Origin of the sequence: Mesorhizobium kowhaii, from assembly GCF_003253745.1 — a bacterium.
Lineage (GTDB): Bacteria > Pseudomonadota > Alphaproteobacteria > Rhizobiales > Rhizobiaceae > Mesorhizobium > Mesorhizobium kowhaii.
The window spans coordinates 700,139-715,142 of sequence record NZ_MZXV01000013.1; the positions used below are offsets into that span (position 1 = coordinate 700,139).

A 15,004-nucleotide genomic window follows, 5' to 3' on the forward strand; every position below is an offset into this window, starting at 1 on the left:
CGCCGGTCGCCCTTGAGAATCTCCCAACCTTCGGCAACATGGCGGCGAGGCTGGGAGCGCAAGGATGAACAAGGCCATTTCCTCTGCATCGCCATGCAAGTCGGAGCCGCGCAAGGCGCCGATGGCACTGACCGAGGAACTCGTCGCTCTTACCATGCGCGCGGTCGAGGATGCCGGGCCGACGCCGGGCATGGTCTACATGACCGACGCCGATTATGCGCGCATCCGCGACGAGGTGCTGGCCGGCGCGCCGGCTGGGCCCGTAAAACTGTTCGCCTATGGCTCGCTGCTGTGGAAGCCGGTCGGCGAGGTGAGGGGTGGCGAGCGGGCAGTGGCGACCGGCTGGCACCGTTCGTTCTGTTTTACCGTCAAGCGGTTTCGCGGCACGGTCGAGAATCCTGGCCTGATGATGGCGCTGGATCGCGGTGGCCAGTGCCAGGGCATGGTGTTCGAGATCGCCGATCCGGTGGCGGCCAATCTCGAAGCGCTGCTGCGTCGCGAGATGACCATCCTGCCCGCCGTCAACGTGCCGCGCTGGCTGCAGGTCAGGACCGAAGGCGGCGTTGCCCGCGCGCTTGGCTTCGTCGTCGATCCCGGCAATCCGCGCTATGCCGGCAAGCTCGACAAGCAGGCGATCGCGGCGACGCTGGCCACGGCAGTCGGCCATTGGGGCTCGGGTGCTGAGTACCTCTTCGAGACCATCCGCCATCTTGAAGCCTGCGGCATTCGCGACCGCAATCTGTGGCAGTTGCAGGAACTGGTGGCCGAGGAGATCGGCCGCGCCCACGTCGCCGGCTGAAGGGCAACAACCGCTCGTTTTCAGTGTCTCAAATAATATTCAACCAAACGGTTGACAATCAAAAGCCGCGCATGCATATTCAACTACATGGTTGAATTACTCACATACGAGATGGATCAGGTCTTTCACGCCCTTGGCGATGCGACCCGCCGGCAGATGCTGCGCGAACTCGCTAGCGGCGGGCGCACGGTGAGCCAGTTGGCCGAACCGTTCGCGATGTCGCTTGCGGCTGCTTCCAAGCACATCAAGGTGCTGGAAAATGCCGGGCTGATCCGCCGCGAGGTGCTTGGTCGCACGCATGTCTGCCACCTCGAGCCCGGGCCGCTGGCCAGCGCGCATGAGTGGCTTGGAGCCTATTCGCGCTTCTGGACGGGGCGGCTCGACATATTGGAACGATTGCTGCGCGAAGACGACGCGCGCAAATCCGCGACGCAGAAGAAGGGAGATCAGACATGACCGACCGCAACGGCTTGACCCCCTATGGCACGCTCACCGAGCCCGCCACCTTGACCATCGAACGGCTGCTGCCGGGTCCGGCTGAGCGCATCTGGGCCTACATCACCGACTCGGAGTTGCGCCGCCAGTGGTTGGCGGCTGGCCCGATGGGACAAGAGGCCGGCTCGCCCTTCGAACTGACCTGGCGCAATGACGAGCTGACCGAACCGGCCGGCGAGCGCCCGCCAGGATTTCCAGCCGTGCACAGCATGCAAGGCGAGATCACCGAGATCGAACCGCCGCACCGGCTCGTCATCACCTGGGGCAGCACCGGCGGCGTCACCTTCGAACTCACCCCGCAAGGCGAAGATGTGCTGCTCACCATCGTCCATCGCCGCCTGGGTGACCGTTCGCTGATGCTCAACATCGCCCCCGGCTGGCACATGCATCTCGACATTCTCGCCGCCCGCTTGCGCGGAGAACAGCCGGAGCCGTTCTGGGATGGCTGGGCGAGATTGAGGCTGGACTACGACCGGCGCCTGCCGGCCTGAACAGGAGAAATGCCAATCTACTAAAGGAGACGATAGCGAGAAAGCACTTCGAGACTTGCCTGAACGACGACTGACAAGCGGGCGATGGCCCGCATGACCACCGCTGCCTGCAGCGGCCTTTCCAAACATTTCCCGAAAGTTTTGAACCGCGGCCCGCGGGCCGCGTAACCGCGCCTTTGTGCGCCAAGGAGACGATCATGGACAGCTTTGCCACCACCTTCACCGTAGACTGCAGCCCCGAGGCCGCCTTTGCCGCCATCACCAATGCCAGAGGCTGGTGGTCGCAGGAAATAGAAGGCCGCACCGACAAGACCGGCGCCGTCTTCGACTACCACTACCGGGACCTGCATCGCTGCCGCATCCAGGTGACGGAACTGATCCCGGGCAAGAAGGTCGCCTGGCACGTACTGGAGAACCACTTCTCCTTCACGCATGACAAGACCGAATGGACGGACACACGGATCGTGTTCGAGATCACCGCCAAGCGCGATGAAACGGGGGGCGGCGAGACGGAAGTCCGCTTCACCCATGTCGGCCTGGTGCCCGACTATGAATGCTATGAAGCCTGCTCCGAGGGATGGGGCACCTACATCAACGGCAGCCTTCGCGCGCTGATCCTGACCGGCAAGGGCCATCCCAATGTCGGTGAAGGGATGACCGAAAGCGAGCGCGCGCTCGCCTGACAGACCGCTGCCTTCCGGCAGCGCCCCAAACCACTCTGCGAAAATTTCAACCGGATATCGCGCCTCTGTGCGCCAAGGAGAATGCTATGCGTAAATTGATCGCCGCCATGAAGATTTCCGTCGACGGCAAGGCGGAGGGGCCGGCCGGCTTCGCCGACTGGGTGCATGACTGGGCGGAGGACTATGGGCTGACGGATCAGGTCGATGCCTGCCTGCTCGGCGGCCGTATGTATCCAGGCTACGAACAGTACTGGACCGCGATCCAGAACGCGCCCGACGAGCCGCTGCCGATGACCGGCAAGCCCGCCGCGCGGGAAGAGCTGCCCTGGGCACGCTTTGCCGCCAAGACACCGCACTATGTGCTGTCGAACACGCTGAATTCAGCCAACTGGCCGATGACGCGGTTTCTCAGGTCCAACGACGATGTCGCGGCACTGAAGCGCCAGCCCGGCAAGGACATCTACCTGATGGGCGGATCGACGATCGTCGACAGCCTGATCGAGGCCGGGCTGGTGGATGAGCTTCGCCTCGTCGTCTATCCGCTGATCGCCGGCGAGGGCAAGGTGCTGTTTTCGACCACCGCGCAGCGCCGCGACCTGGAACTCACCAAGGTCGAGCAATTGCCGGGCGGGCGGCTGAGCCTGATCTACAAGATCGGCTGAGCGCTCAGAGCCTGTTTGGAAACTCCACAGGCTCTCTCACCCGTCCCTGAGCCACACCAGCATTTCGCCGGACTCGCGGTTATCCCAGGCGAAATAGGGAATGGCGGTCAGGCGCGTTTGTGTGGTGGCTGGCGGCTCGGGCCTGTAGAGCCCGCTTTGCCAGCCGTCGCCGGCATCGGCTTGCGCGGTGGTCGACAGCGTCACCACGCCGCCGAGAAGCTCCGGCCGCAGCTGCGCTTCGACGGGTGCCGTCCTGGGCAGCGTCAGGCGATGCAACTGGCTTTCATTGTCGGTCGCCTCGACGCAGTAGATCAGCGGACCGCGCGACAGCGCGACACGGCCGGCATCCTGTCGCACTTGCGGGTTGGCATAGAGCCGCTCGATCGGCATTTCGAGATCGAGCCGGACCTGGTCGCCCTTTTTCCATGTCCTGCGGATCGCGGCGTAGCCGTCGCTGGTGACATCGTCGAGATTGACCGGGTCGCCGTTCACCGCCAATTCGGCACTGGCGCTCCAGTCCGGGATGCGCAGGTGGAGCGTGAACTCCACCGGCGCCTGCGGCTCGAGCGTGATCCCGACGGCGCCGTCCCAGGGATAGCGGCTCGCCTGCGTCAGGCTGACCGGGACGCCCGATATGTCGAAGCGGGCGGTCGAGTCGCCATAGAGATGAACGGCAACAGCATCGTCGGCCAGGCTGTAGAAATAGCTGCCGATCGAGGCGACCATGCGCCCGATATTGGGCGGGCAGCAGGGGCAGCGGTGCCATTTCCAGCGGTTGTGGGCGCCGCGGCTTTCGAGCGGGTTCTCATAGAAGAACAGCGAGCCGTCGAGCGACAGGCCCGAGATCGAGCCATTGTAGAGGGCGCGTTCCATCATGTCGGCGTAGCGGGCGTTCGGCCCCATGCCGAGCATGCGGCTGGCCCAGAACACCAGCCCGACCGCGGCACAGGTCTCGGCATAGGCGCTCTCGTTGGGCAGGTCGTAATCGCTGGTGAAGCCCTCATTGTCCGCCGACGGCCCCAGTCCGCCGGTGATGTAGAGGCTCTTGGTGGTGAGATCGTCCCACAGCCGGTCGAGTGCTGCCCGCAGCGTGTCGTCGCCATATTCGGTGGCGATGTCGGCCATGCCCGAATAGAGGTACATTGCCCGCACCGCGTGGCCGACGACCTTGTCCTGCTCGCGCACCGGAATGTGCGACTGGTTGTACTCATAGGTCTTGAAATGGAAATCCTTCGGATCGGCGCCGCGGGCGCGGGCCTCCTCGTCGAAATAATGCGGTTGCTGGCCGCGCTGGTCGATGAAGTATTTCGCCAGCTCCATGTACTTCTGCTCGCCCGTCACCCGCGCCAGCTTGACCAGCGCCAGCTCGATCTCCTCATGGCCGCAATAGCCATGTTTCTGGCCGGGCTGCGGCCCCAGCACCGTGGCGATATGGTCGACGAAGCGGCACATCACATCGAGCAGTTTGCGTTTTCCCGTGGCCTGGTAGTAGGCGACCGCGCCCTCGATCAGGTGGCCGGCGCAATAGAGCTCGTGGCAGTCGCGCAAATTGGTCCAGCGCAGGCCGGGCTGGATGCGCTGATACCAGCTCGAGAGATAGCCGTCCGGCCGCTGCAGCTTCTCATACATGTCGATAACGGCATCGATCTTCTTTTCCAGTTCGGGGTTCTTGCGCCGGTAGAGCGAATAGGCCGCGGTTTCGATGGTCTTGCCCCAGTCGGAATCCCAGAACATCTGCGTCGTCACCGTGCGGGCGGTGAAGCCGTCGCTGACATGGAACGGGATGACGACGCCGGGCGAGGGCCGGTCTGGGTCGATCTGCTCCAGCATGCGGGCCTCGACGCAGCGGTCGTAGAGGATGCCGGCGGTGGCGCTGGCGACCGCGTCCGCGCGGTCGCCCCAGAAGCCGTGCACGTCGACCTGCGGCACCAGCAACGGGCGGAAGGCGAGTTTAGGCTTGCCCGTCTTTTCCAACTCATTTGCCTTGAAGGGTTGGGCGGATGGCGATGCGGTCATGAACTTACTCCATTCGGTCGATTTACTTGACGGCCCCGGCCATCAGGCCGCGGATGTAGAAGCGCTGCAGAACCAGGAACAGGATCAGGCACGGCACCATCATCACGGTGACGCCCGCCTGCACCGCGCCCCAGTCGATGGCGCCAAAGCGGCCCGACTGCAGCGCCGTCATCATCACCGGCAGCGTGAATTTAGACTGGTCGGTCATCAGCACGAGCGCGGCGAGGAATTCGTTCCAGGCGCCGAGAAAGGCAAACAGCGCGATGGTGACGACGCCCGGCCAGACCAGCGGCAGCATCACCTTCCAAAGCATGGTGATATTGCCGGCGCCGTCCATGCGGGCGGCTTCCTCGATCTCGCGCGGCACCGCGTCGAAGGCGTTGCGCATCATGAAGATCGAGAACGGCAGCTGCAGCGTCACATAGACGCCGACCAGGCCGGTCAGCGTGTTGTGCAGGCCAAGCTTGGTCAGCACCAGGAAGATCGGCGTCAGGATCGACTGGAACGGGATCATGATCGTCGACAGGATGAGGACGAAGAACAGGTCCTTGAACGGAAACCGAAACCGCGAAAAGCCGTAGCCGGCCAGCACGCTGACGGCGACCGACAGCACGACGGTCATCGCCGAGACGTAGATGCTGTTCTGCGCCGAGACCCAGAGCCCGTCGCCGAAGGTGTCGAGCGTGGCATAGTTCTCCAGCGAAAAGCCTGTGGTTGGCCAGGGCGGCAGCGGCGGCAGGCGCGCTTCCTGCGCCGGCTTGAAGGCCGACAGCACCGCCCACACGATCGGCGCCGCAAACAGCAGCGAGGCGATAATGCCGGTCGAATGCTCCGCGATACGGGCGGCGAGCCGGCGGTTGCGGGAGGCGGCCTGCGCCATCAGTCGAGACCCTCCGGCTTGCGTAGCAGCCACAGCTGGACGAGGCTCAGCGCCACCAGGATCACCAGCAGCACCATGGAGAGTGCCGCGCCATAGCCGAGCTTGAACGACACGAAGGACTGGTTGAAGATCCAGTAGACCGCCGTCAGCGTCTGGTTGCGCGGGCCGCCGCGCAGGATGATGTAGAACTGGTCGAAGGCGAGGATCGAGCCGGCGACCGACAGGATCAGCGCCAGCGCCAGCGTGCGGCGCATCAGCGGCAGGGTGATTGCCCTGAACCTGGCGAACGGCCCGGCGCCGTCGATGACGGCGGCCTCCTGGAGGTCCTGAGGGATCGATTGCAGGCCGGCCATCAGGATGATCATGGTGAAGCCGGCGACCTTCCAGACGACCATGGCGATGATCGACCAGAAAGCCGGCTGGAAGGTGGCCAGCAGGTTGAACTTCCTGTCGATCAGGCCGAGGTCGTAGGCGGCCGGGCTGAACAGGCCGGAATCGACGTTCAAGAGCCACGACCAGAGCAGGCTCGCCGAAGCAAAGCCGACAACAGCCGGCATGAAGAACATGGTGCGGTAGAGATTGGTCAGCGGACGCGGCCGTTCGACGAACAGCGCCAGCGGAAACGCCACCACGAAGATCGCGATGGTGACAATCACGGTGTAGTAACCGGTGAATTTGAGCGCGTTCCAGAACCTGGTGTCGCGCAGGATGGCGGCATAGTTGCCAAGGCCGATAAAGCTGTGCTCGCCCATCAGCGGCCAGTTGTGCAGCGACATCCACGCCGTCATGCCAAGCGGGATGAGGAAGAAGACGACGACCAGCGCGACGGCCGGCGCGACATAGAGCAGGCCGATCCACTGCCGGCGGCCGGCACCGACCAGCTTTCGGGCGCGTGGCGGGGCAGGGGTTGCTGCTGCGATGGAGGTCATGGCTGTTCTTCCGTTAGCGGTGCGTCTCCCTCCCCCTCGAGGGGAGGGTCCGGCCGCAGGCCGGGGGTGGGTCTATGCAGCGTGCCGACAGAAAAAACGTCGAGCACGTCCGAGACGACCCCCGCCCGGACCTGCGGTCCGACCTCCCCTCGAGGGGAGGTGGGCGGCCACCCGCCCAGGGAGACGGACGGGCGGCCGGCAGGCGTCCGCTACTTCTGCGGCGCCTGGTCGATGATCGACTGCATCGTCTCCTGCGCATTGGCTATCGCGCCATCGACGTCGTCGCCGAAGAAGACCTCGTTGATCATCTGCGTCCACGGGCCGTTGGCGGAGTTGATCAAATCGTTGAACACCACCGAATAGGGCGTGCGGCCCTTGGCCATCGCCTCGGCGGCGATCTGGTAGCGCGGATCGAGATCCTTCAGCGCCTCCTTGGCGATGTCGCCGCGCACCGGCAGGCTGCCGTACTTGGCCAGGATGGTCTGGCCCTCGAGCGAATAGGCGAAATCGAGGAACTCCTTCACCACGGCGAGTTTCGTGGTGCCCTTGGTGACGACGAAATTGTCGCCACCGGCAAAGGACGACCAGCCGCTGTCCTTGCCCGGCAGGAAGGTGACGCCATAGTCGATATCGGGATACTGGGTGTTGAGCGCGCCGATGGCGAAGGCGCCGGATGGCGAGATGCCGATATTGCCTGCGGCAAAGGCGGCAAAGAAGTTGGCGCCGGTGTCGGTCTGCGCGCCTGCCGGTACCAGATCCTTCTTGACCATCGAGCGGTAGAGATCGATGGCGCCGCGCAGCTGCGGGCTGTCCAGCGTCGCCTTCGAGCCATCCTCGCTGAGGATGTCGCCGCCTGACGCCCAGATCAGCGGCGTGAAGGTGAAGATGTTGCAGCCGCCGCAATTGCCGGAGAAGTAGAAGCCCTTGACGTTGCCGCCGAGCGCGTTGACCTTCTCGGCGTCGGCGGCGATCTCGGCCCAGTTGGTCGGGCCTTTTTCAGGATCGAGGCCGGCCTGCTTGAATAGCTTCTTGTTCCAGATCAGCACCGAGGCGTCGGCCGAGAACGGCAGGCCGTAGATGTGGTCCTTGTAGGTGCCGGTCTTCACATGCGCTGGCGACAGGCTCGAGAAATAGGGCAGGGACTTCGCCCAGTCGGTGATGTCTTCCAGCTGGCCGGCGGCGGCGAAGGACGGCGTGTAGATCAGGTCGAGCGACAGTGCGTCGGGCGCCGTGCCGCCGGCTGCCGCCGCACCATATTTCGGGATGATCTCGGCGTTGGGGATGATGTCCAGCTTGATCTGGTTGGTGTGCGCCTTGTTGTAGGCATCGACGATCCTCGGCATGAAATTCGAGCCGTCGGCGCGCACCCAGATGTTGGCCGTCTCGGCGGCCGCGGCACTGATGCCGCCACCCAGAACGGCAGCGGCCAGGGCCAGTTTGGCAATCAGATTCCTCATGTTCTCCTCCTCCAGGGTTGGCCGCGGTTCGCGGCTTGGCGCCGATTGCGCGGCGCTTGGTTTTCAGCCATCCAGCGGATGGCCGCATGACTGCCGCACCACCAGCCGGCACGGCAGTTTTCGAATGCCCGGCGCGGCGGGCTGGCCGCCGACCAGCGACAGCAGGGTCAGCCCCGCCTCGCGCCCGAGGGCGACCAGGTTCATGTCGACCGAAGTCAGCGGCGGGCGCGTCGCCTCGGCCACGATCTCCCAATTGTCGAAACCGATGACGCCGACATCGCCGGGAACGTTCAGGCCGCGCTCGCGCAAGGCATCGATGACGCCGCGCGCGATCTGGTCGTTGCCGCAAAAGACGGCGTCCGGCCGTTCATTCCTGCTGTCGAACAGCTGCGCCACCGCCTCGTGACCCCAGGCTTCCGACCAGGAGCCGAGCAGCGGCTCGGTCACCGGCAAGCCGTTTTCGACCAGTACGTCGCGATAAGCCTGCGCCCGCGCATGCACCACGGCGAAGCTCGCGGGCCCCGTCACATGGGCGATGCGCTTGCGGCCGAGCCGGCACAGATGCTCGACAGCCAGCCGTGCACCGCCGGCATCGTCCGAGACGAAGGCGATGGCGTCGGGATCGGGCTGGGTGAAGGCATAGATCACCGGGACGCGCAGATTGGACAGGTCGACCGGCAAATGGCGGTCAATGCGCTTGCCGGTGGCGATAATGCCGTCGACGCGCTTGTCGAGCATGGCGTCGACATGCATCTGGCCGAGGCGTGGATCCTCCTCGACATTGCACAGGAACACCGAGACGCCATTGTCGACCAGCGCGTCTGAAATGCCCGACATCAGCGGCAGCGAGAAACGGCCATAGGTATCGTTGGTGAGCAGGCCGACGGTGAAGCTGCGCCGCCTGAGCAGGCTCTGCGCTAGGCTGTTTGGCCTGAAGCCGAGACGCCGGGCCGTCTCGCGAATGCGCTCGCGCGTTTCGGCGGTCATGCGCCCCTGATCGTTGAGCGCCTTCGAGGCGGTGGCTACGCTGACACCGGCCTGCGCCGCCACGTCACGCAAGGTGACTGGCTTGGAAAAGATCGGGACAGGTTCCGATGCCATCGCGGCAAAAATCCTTAGCTGGGAAAAGGTTTTCTCTTGCAGTTCGTAGAAACGGCTAGCCTTGCGGCCAACCCAGTCAAAACTGTTGGAAAAACCTTTTCTCAAACCAAGGCTAGGCTACATCCAGGGCTTGTTCAAGGGAAAAGTTGCAGCCGTCTGCGGGGTGGGATTTTCGCGGCAATTGCGGCCGAGCCGGGCCACCCGTCAGCGAAGTGTTAATCGCTTGCACGCCATGGTGGTCGCCCGCCAGGACAGCAGAGCCTCGACATGCCCGACATGCCCGACACGCCCTACACCCCGAAAGGCCCGGCGCGGGCCTCGCAGCCCGGCAGGCTGGCGGGGCACGACAGCTCCGACGAACGCCGCCGCGAAGCCGCCACCATCGCCCGGCTCAAGGCGGAACTCGCGGCACAGGCGGCGCTGATCGCCAGGCAGGAGCTTTCGCTGGCCCACAGCCGCAAGATCTTCGACCGCGCCTCGGCCGCCGCGCGCCTCGGCGTGTGGGAATGCAGCCTGCCCGACGAGCGGCTTACCTGGACCGATGTGGTCTATGACCTGTTCGACCTGCCGCGCGGCTCAGTGCTCGATCGTAGCGAGATCATCAAATGCTATCCGGCGGAGTCGCGCAAGGCGCTGGACAGCTTGCGCGGCCGCGCGATCGCCGAGCGCAACGGCTTCCATCTCGACGCCGAGATCACCACCTTTGCCGGCCGCAGCCGCTGGATCCGCATCACCGCGACCGTCGAGTGCGAGGACGGCGTTCCGGTGCGCATCTTCGGCATGAAGCAGGACATCACCGAGGAGAAGATCCTGTCGGACCGGATGCGCTATCTGGCCGAATATGACGTCATGACGGGGCTGGCCAACCGCGGCCGCTTCCAGGCGCGGCTTGCGCATGCGGACGAGGGGCGCCCGCTCGGCGTGCTGCTGCTGGTCGATCTCGACGGCTTCAAGGCCGTCAACGACACGTTCGGCCATGTCGTCGGCGACGAATGCCTGAAGGAGGCTGCGAAGCGCCTTGCGGACGGCTGCGGCGAGGCGGATCTGGTGGCGCGCGTCGGCGGCGACGAGTTCGCGGTGCTGCTCGGCCCGCATCTCGACCGCGGCGCGGTCTCCGGCCTGGCGCGCGGCATCATCGAGGCGATGGGCAAGCCGGTCGCGGCATGCGGCCAGTCGCTCAGGCTTGGCGCCTCGGTCGGCATCGCCTTCGCCGCAGCGGGCGCGCCATGCGACCTGTTCATGCAGGCCGATACCGCGCTCTATGCCGCCAAGGCGGCAGGGCGCAACACGTTCCGCATCTTCAAGCCTAGCGCCGCCGCGAAAGGCCGCAGCGCCGCGGCCTGAGGACCAGGCTGCGGCTTGTTGCATGGCCTCGCCGACTGGGCCCGCGCATCTTTCACCAATGCAGTCCCTATCTGCATTTGGCATGCAGGGCGCTCGCGAAAAGAGTGCTATGAAAGGCAAGCGAGCATCCTTGCTCCGGCTCCTTCCCAATATCTGAGGTCATTTCCGTGCGTGAACCGTCGCTGCTGCCCGTGTTTGGAAAACTTGGCGCCAAGTCGCCTGTCGCCACCGTCACGGCGCCGGTCTCGTCGGCAAGTGTCGCGTTGCGGCTGCGGGAGTTTCTGGCCGCGCATGGCGGCATGGTGCTGAAGCTGTCGGTCGTCGCCTGGACAGTGCTGATCCTGGCCGCGGTGTTCTTCATGATGCAGGGCTGACCGGCATGGCCAGTCGCTACACGCTGCGCATGGAGCTGCCCCAGAGCTGGACCATCATCGATGTCTTCACCGGCCAGCCTGCCGTGATCCGGCAAAAGGTGATGGTCGGGATGGGCCCGCGCGAGGCCGAGGACATGGTCGTGCAGATGAATGTCCGTGACGTCAAGCGCCGCGAGAGGGCGGAGCGCAAGTCCTGACCTGTCCAGCCACTGCCGAGGGCGACGTTTGGCCGCCGGCAGAGCTGCCGCACCGCAAATCAGAGGTCCCCCGTGAGAGCCAGCCTGAAGCAGAAGATACTGGAGGTCTGCGACCGCAAGATTTCCGAAAAGGGGCCTGGCGTCGGCCTATCGTTCTACGCGTTCTTCGCCAACCGGAACGACGACCCCGACCTGTTGATGGAAGCCGCCGAATGGTGGATCAGAACCCACCGCCTCGACCATTTTGAAAAGGCTGAAAAGATACGCACCATGGTCGAGAAGATGGACTTTTAATCTTCGTTTCCATGCATGTCGTTGTCTCAAAACCGAGGCCGCTTTCGAGCGACATGCATTGGGCTGATCAGCCGAAATCGGCGGCCGTCAGCACATACATGCTCTTTCGGGTGCGGTCGTAGGCCCTCGACGCCACGTCGCGGATGGCGCTGCTCTCGGTGTCGAATGTGGCGAGGTAGCCGGCTTCATTGCTCACGGTCGCCGGCTGCATCTTGGCCATGGCATCGGCGGCGACGGAGAACGAAATCTGGAACATGCCGTCATGGCCGACGAAGCGAATGCGCTTGCCGGCTTCGTCATAGCTGCGGCTGCGGTTGGGAAAGGTCAGGCTCATGTCTTCACCTCCGTCGCGGCGGCCTTCTTGACCACCCGCTTCTTCTTCGGCGTCGGGTTCAGGGCTTCGGCAACGCGGTCTGCCTCTTCCTTGGCCAGTCGCAACTCCCGCAGCCTTGCCGTCTTGATCTCCCTGGCCCGTGCCTCGGACATGTACTCGGCGGTCGCCTTGTTGCGCTCCGCCGTTTTCTTCTGCTTGTCGACAAAGCGGGCTTCAGCTTTTTCCATGATCGTCTGATTGCCTTCGGCCATCGAAGAAATCTCCCTTGTCCCTGAAATCGTGAAAACGAACTTGTCCGATAAATAGGCACTCAATCGGCAAAATTCAAATTTTTGAATTATTTGACCAACCGGCGATATCACGAAACCGGGTGGCGAAATAATACTTTTGAATATTTAATTCCGGCCGCGAATAATTTTTGGCACTCCTATCTATCGAGTGCCAAAGCGCCTATAGGAGGGGCGCGGCCGCCTATGCCGGCCCCAGAAGGAAGTTCTCATGAAGTTTCGGCCACTCCACGATCGCGTTGTCATCCGGCGCGCCGAAGGCGACACCAAATCCAAGGGCGGTATCATCATTCCCGACAATGCAAAGGAAAAGCCGCAGGAAGGCGAAGTCATCGCCGTCGGCCCCGGTGCACGCGACGAAAACGGCGCGCTTGTTCCACTTGACGTCAAGGCCGGCGACTTCATCCTGTTCGGCAAATGGTCGGGCACCGAGGTCAAGATCGACGGCGAGGACCTGCTGATCATGAAGGAAGCCGACATCATGGGCGTCATCGACAAGAGCGAGACGGACGTCATCGAGAAGGCCACCAAGGCCAAGAAGGCCGCCTGACTGGAGCGAAGCGCATCCTTCGGGATGCGCTCCGAGCATTGATCTATGGAGGGCAGGGCTCTGCCTTCCTCAACCGAACTGGATGAAAAATCATGTCTGCCAAGGAAATCAAATTCTCCACCGATGCACGCGACCGCATGCTGCGCGGCGTCGAGATCCTCACCAATGCGGTGAAGGTCACGCTCGGCCCCAAAGGCCGCAACGTCATCATCGACAAGGCTTATGGCGCGCCGCGCATCACCAAGGATGGCGTCACCGTCGCCAAGGAAATCGAGCTTGCCGACAAGTTCGAGAACATGGGCGCGCAGATGGTGCGCGAAGTGGCCTCGAAGACCAACGACCTCGCCGGTGACGGCACCACCACCGCCACGGTGCTGGCCGCCTCGATCCTGCGCGAAGGCGCCAAGCTGGTCGCCGCCGGCATGAACCCGATGGACTTGAAGCGCGGCATCGACCAGGCGGTCACCGCCGTGGTTGGCGAAATCAAGGCGCGGGCCAAGAAGGTCAAGTCGTCGGCCGAGATCGCGCAGGTCGGCACCATCGCCGCCAATGGCGATGCCAGCGTCGGCGAGATGATCGCCAAGGCGATGGACAAGGTCGGCAATGACGGCGTCATCACCGTCGAGGAAGCCAAGACCGCCGACACCGAACTCGATGTCGTCGAAGGCATGCAGTTCGACCGCGGCTATCTCTCACCCTATTTCGTCACCAATGCCGACAAGATGCGCGTCGAGCTGGAAGAGCCCTATGTGCTGATCCACGAAAAGAAGCTCGGCAATCTGCAGGCGATGCTGCCGATCCTCGAAGCGGTGGTGCAAAGCGGCAGGCCGCTGCTGATCATCTCCGAGGACGTCGAAGGCGAGGCGCTCGCCACGCTGGTCGTCAACAAGCTGCGCGGCGGCCTCAAGGTCGCGGCCGTCAAGGCGCCGGGCTTCGGCGATCGCCGCAAGGCGATGCTGGAAGACATCGCCGTGCTCACCGCCGGCCAGATGATCTCCGAGGATCTCGGCATCAAGCTCGAAAACGTCACCATCGAGATGCTCGGCCGCGCCAAGCGCGTGCTGATCGAGAAGGACACCACCACGATCATCGACGGCGCCGGCACCAAGGCCACCATCCAGGCGCGCGTCGCCCAGATCAAGGGCCAGATCGAGGAGACCACCTCGGACTATGACAAGGAAAAGCTGCAGGAGCGGCTGGCCAAGCTCTCCGGCGGCGTTGCCGTCATCCGCGTCGGCGGTGCCACCGAGTCGGAAGTCAAGGAAAAGAAGGACCGCATCGACGACGCGCTGAATGCGACGCGCGCGGCGGTTGAAGAAGGCATCGTGCCCGGCGGCGGCGTGGCTTTGCTGCGCGCAAGGTCGGCGCTTGCCGGCCTGACCGGCACCAATGCCGATGTCACCGCGGGCATCTCGATCGTGCTTCGCGCACTCGAAGCGCCGATCCGCCAGATCGCCGAGAATTCCGGCGTCGAAGGCTCGATCGTCGTCGGCAAGCTCACCGACAGCAAGGACCACAATCAGGGCTTTGACGCCCAGAACGAGGTCTATGTCGACATGATCAAGGCAGGCATCGTCGACCCGGCGAAAGTGGTGCGCACCGCACTGCAGGATGCCGGCTCGATCGCGGCGCTTTTGATCACGGCTGAGGCCATGATCACCGACATCCCGGCCAAGGACGCGGCACCTGCGGGTGGCGGCGGCGGCGGTGGCGGCATGGGCGGCTACTAAGATTCAGCCGGCTGCGAAGGTGGTTTCATAAAAGCCACCTTCGCGGGCCTGACCTGAATCTGCCGCGCCGGCTCATCACTGAAGTCAGATAATTACCGCCGGGGGCAGTCTCTCCCGGCGCGCAGGCCTCTAGCCCAGGAGACGGATCCATGATCACGTTCGTGCAGAAGCCAGAGACGGTCGTCACGACCGAAATCACCGAGGAAAGCCGCTTCGACCGCATCCGCAGGATTGCCGCCGACAAGCACAAGAAATCCGATTCCGACACGGCAGCGCCATCAAAGAGCGAACCCAAACGCCCGATGTGAATCTTCGGCGCCACCGCTGCTTCCACGCAACGCCAGCACCACATCGCGCGTCAGCGGCGCGAGACGATCACGC

At 64.0% G+C, this 15,004-nt stretch carries 19 protein-coding genes; 12 read left to right on the forward strand and 7 right to left on the reverse strand.

The features are described 5' to 3' along the window. The first annotated feature begins 64 nt into the window (after positions 1–64). From B5V02_RS05805 to B5V02_RS05825, 5 genes are all read left to right on the forward strand, one after another. On the forward strand, positions 65–799 hold the full coding sequence (locus B5V02_RS05805) for a gamma-glutamylcyclotransferase (protein WP_111543224.1): 735 nt from the start codon (positions 65–67) through the stop codon (positions 797–799). Between the two features lie 87 nt (positions 800–886). Next, positions 887–1,255, forward strand: a complete 369-nt coding sequence (locus B5V02_RS05810; RefSeq protein WP_111543765.1) for an ArsR/SmtB family transcription factor — start codon at positions 887–889, stop codon at positions 1,253–1,255. Continuing rightward, positions 1,252–1,785, forward strand: a complete 534-nt coding sequence (locus B5V02_RS05815) for an SRPBCC family protein (RefSeq protein WP_111543225.1) — start codon at positions 1,252–1,254, stop codon at positions 1,783–1,785. Before B5V02_RS05810 ends, B5V02_RS05815 begins: the two co-directional genes overlap by 4 nt. 197 nt (positions 1,786–1,982) lie before the next feature. Beyond that, positions 1,983–2,468: an SRPBCC family protein gene (locus B5V02_RS05820; protein WP_111543766.1), complete on the forward strand. Its 486-nt coding sequence runs from the start codon at positions 1,983–1,985 to the stop codon at positions 2,466–2,468. Positions 2,469–2,554: 86 nt separating this feature from the next. Continuing rightward, the gene (locus B5V02_RS05825) at positions 2,555–3,130 is read left to right on the forward strand and encodes a dihydrofolate reductase family protein (RefSeq protein ID WP_111543226.1); all 576 of its coding nucleotides are present in this window, start codon (positions 2,555–2,557) and stop codon (positions 3,128–3,130) included. A gap of 36 nt (positions 3,131–3,166) precedes the next feature. Here the strand turns inward: B5V02_RS05825 and B5V02_RS05830 are convergent, their stop codons facing one another. The 5 genes from B5V02_RS05830 to B5V02_RS05850 form a co-directional block, all read right to left on the reverse strand. After that, complete coding sequence (locus tag B5V02_RS05830) at positions 3,167–5,146, reverse strand: glycoside hydrolase family 127 protein (protein ID WP_111543227.1); 1,980 nt, start codon at positions 5,144–5,146, stop codon at positions 3,167–3,169. A gap of 22 nt (positions 5,147–5,168) precedes the next feature. After that, positions 5,169–6,026: a carbohydrate ABC transporter permease gene (locus B5V02_RS05835; protein WP_111543228.1), complete on the reverse strand. Its 858-nt coding sequence runs from the start codon at positions 6,024–6,026 to the stop codon at positions 5,169–5,171. Then, a complete protein-coding gene (locus B5V02_RS05840) occupies positions 6,026–6,955 on the reverse strand; it encodes a carbohydrate ABC transporter permease (protein WP_111543229.1) in 930 nt (309 codons plus the stop codon). The genes B5V02_RS05835 and B5V02_RS05840 overlap by 1 nt, the downstream gene beginning before the upstream one ends. Positions 6,956–7,164: 209 nt before the next feature. Continuing rightward, the gene (locus B5V02_RS05845; protein ID WP_111543230.1) at positions 7,165–8,412 is read right to left on the reverse strand and encodes an ABC transporter substrate-binding protein; all 1,248 of its coding nucleotides are present in this window, start codon (positions 8,410–8,412) and stop codon (positions 7,165–7,167) included. 63 nt (positions 8,413–8,475) lie between these two features. Continuing rightward, a complete protein-coding gene (locus tag B5V02_RS05850; RefSeq protein ID WP_111543231.1) occupies positions 8,476–9,513 on the reverse strand; it encodes a LacI family DNA-binding transcriptional regulator in 1,038 nt (345 codons plus the stop codon). A 276-nt stretch (positions 9,514–9,789) separates the two neighbouring features. On the opposite strand from B5V02_RS05850, the gene B5V02_RS05855 reads away from it, so the two are divergent. The 4 genes from B5V02_RS05855 to B5V02_RS05870 all read left to right on the forward strand — a co-directional run bounded on the left by B5V02_RS05855 (position 9,790) and on the right by B5V02_RS05870 (position 11,722). Continuing rightward, complete coding sequence (locus B5V02_RS05855) at positions 9,790–10,857, forward strand: diguanylate cyclase domain-containing protein (protein WP_111543767.1); 1,068 nt, start codon at positions 9,790–9,792, stop codon at positions 10,855–10,857. A gap of 167 nt (positions 10,858–11,024) precedes the next feature. Further along, a complete protein-coding gene (locus tag B5V02_RS05860) occupies positions 11,025–11,231 on the forward strand; it encodes a hypothetical protein (RefSeq protein ID WP_111543232.1) in 207 nt (68 codons plus the stop codon). Between the two features lie 5 nt (positions 11,232–11,236). Then, entirely contained in the window at positions 11,237–11,428 is a 192-nt protein-coding gene (locus B5V02_RS05865) for a hypothetical protein (RefSeq protein ID WP_111543233.1), read from the forward strand. Between the two features lie 72 nt (positions 11,429–11,500). Further along, complete coding sequence (locus tag B5V02_RS05870; RefSeq protein ID WP_111543234.1) at positions 11,501–11,722, forward strand: DUF6500 family protein; 222 nt, start codon at positions 11,501–11,503, stop codon at positions 11,720–11,722. A gap of 67 nt (positions 11,723–11,789) precedes the next feature. On the opposite strand, the gene B5V02_RS05875 is transcribed toward B5V02_RS05870, so the two are convergent. Next, positions 11,790–12,056: a DUF1488 family protein gene (locus B5V02_RS05875; RefSeq protein WP_111543235.1), complete on the reverse strand. Its 267-nt coding sequence runs from the start codon at positions 12,054–12,056 to the stop codon at positions 11,790–11,792. After that, positions 12,053–12,307: a hypothetical protein gene (locus tag B5V02_RS05880; RefSeq protein ID WP_111543236.1), complete on the reverse strand. Its 255-nt coding sequence runs from the start codon at positions 12,305–12,307 to the stop codon at positions 12,053–12,055. The genes B5V02_RS05875 and B5V02_RS05880 overlap by 4 nt, the downstream gene beginning before the upstream one ends. A gap of 247 nt (positions 12,308–12,554) precedes the next feature. On the opposite strand from B5V02_RS05880, the gene B5V02_RS05885 reads away from it, so the two are divergent. From B5V02_RS05885 to B5V02_RS40440, 3 genes are all read left to right on the forward strand, one after another. Further along, positions 12,555–12,893: a co-chaperone GroES gene (locus tag B5V02_RS05885; RefSeq protein ID WP_111543237.1), complete on the forward strand. Its 339-nt coding sequence runs from the start codon at positions 12,555–12,557 to the stop codon at positions 12,891–12,893. Positions 12,894–12,985: 92 nt separating this feature from the next. Beyond that, the gene (gene groL / locus B5V02_RS05890) at positions 12,986–14,623 is read left to right on the forward strand and encodes a chaperonin GroEL (protein ID WP_111543238.1); all 1,638 of its coding nucleotides are present in this window, start codon (positions 12,986–12,988) and stop codon (positions 14,621–14,623) included. Between the two features lie 149 nt (positions 14,624–14,772). Next, a complete protein-coding gene (locus B5V02_RS40440) occupies positions 14,773–14,931 on the forward strand; it encodes a hypothetical protein (RefSeq protein WP_167458376.1) in 159 nt (52 codons plus the stop codon). Positions 14,932–15,004: the final 73 nt, after the last annotated feature.

What these genes read in the sequence shown, in the direction of transcription:
- B5V02_RS05850 (WP_111543231.1), bottom strand. Translation starts at nt 9,513, where the DNA reads ATGGCATCGGAACCTGTCCCGATCTTTTCCAAGCCAGTCACCTTGCGT.
- B5V02_RS05880 (WP_111543236.1), bottom strand. Translation starts at nt 12,307, where the DNA reads ATGGCCGAAGGCAATCAGACGATCATGGAAAAAGCTGAAGCCCGCTTT.
- B5V02_RS05875 (WP_111543235.1), bottom strand. Translation starts at nt 12,056, where the DNA reads ATGAGCCTGACCTTTCCCAACCGCAGCCGCAGCTATGACGAAGCCGGC.
- B5V02_RS05865 (WP_111543233.1), top strand. Translation starts at nt 11,237, where the DNA reads ATGGCCAGTCGCTACACGCTGCGCATGGAGCTGCCCCAGAGCTGGACC.
- B5V02_RS05825 (WP_111543226.1), top strand. Translation starts at nt 2,555, where the DNA reads ATGCGTAAATTGATCGCCGCCATGAAGATTTCCGTCGACGGCAAGGCG.
- B5V02_RS05820 (WP_111543766.1), top strand. Translation starts at nt 1,983, where the DNA reads ATGGACAGCTTTGCCACCACCTTCACCGTAGACTGCAGCCCCGAGGCC.
- B5V02_RS05840 (WP_111543229.1), bottom strand. Translation starts at nt 6,955, where the DNA reads ATGACCTCCATCGCAGCAGCAACCCCTGCCCCGCCACGCGCCCGAAAG.
- B5V02_RS05845 (WP_111543230.1), bottom strand. Translation starts at nt 8,412, where the DNA reads ATGAGGAATCTGATTGCCAAACTGGCCCTGGCCGCTGCCGTTCTGGGT.
- groL (WP_111543238.1), top strand. Translation starts at nt 12,986, where the DNA reads ATGTCTGCCAAGGAAATCAAATTCTCCACCGATGCACGCGACCGCATG.
- B5V02_RS05855 (WP_111543767.1), top strand. Translation starts at nt 9,790, where the DNA reads ATGCCCGACACGCCCTACACCCCGAAAGGCCCGGCGCGGGCCTCGCAG.
- B5V02_RS05830 (WP_111543227.1), bottom strand. Translation starts at nt 5,146, where the DNA reads ATGACCGCATCGCCATCCGCCCAACCCTTCAAGGCAAATGAGTTGGAA.
- B5V02_RS05810 (WP_111543765.1), top strand. Translation starts at nt 887, where the DNA reads ATGGTTGAATTACTCACATACGAGATGGATCAGGTCTTTCACGCCCTT.
- B5V02_RS05805 (WP_111543224.1), top strand. Translation starts at nt 65, where the DNA reads ATGAACAAGGCCATTTCCTCTGCATCGCCATGCAAGTCGGAGCCGCGC.
- B5V02_RS05885 (WP_111543237.1), top strand. Translation starts at nt 12,555, where the DNA reads ATGAAGTTTCGGCCACTCCACGATCGCGTTGTCATCCGGCGCGCCGAA.
- B5V02_RS05835 (WP_111543228.1), bottom strand. Translation starts at nt 6,026, where the DNA reads ATGGCGCAGGCCGCCTCCCGCAACCGCCGGCTCGCCGCCCGTATCGCG.
- B5V02_RS05815 (WP_111543225.1), top strand. Translation starts at nt 1,252, where the DNA reads ATGACCGACCGCAACGGCTTGACCCCCTATGGCACGCTCACCGAGCCC.
- B5V02_RS40440 (WP_167458376.1), top strand. Translation starts at nt 14,773, where the DNA reads ATGATCACGTTCGTGCAGAAGCCAGAGACGGTCGTCACGACCGAAATC.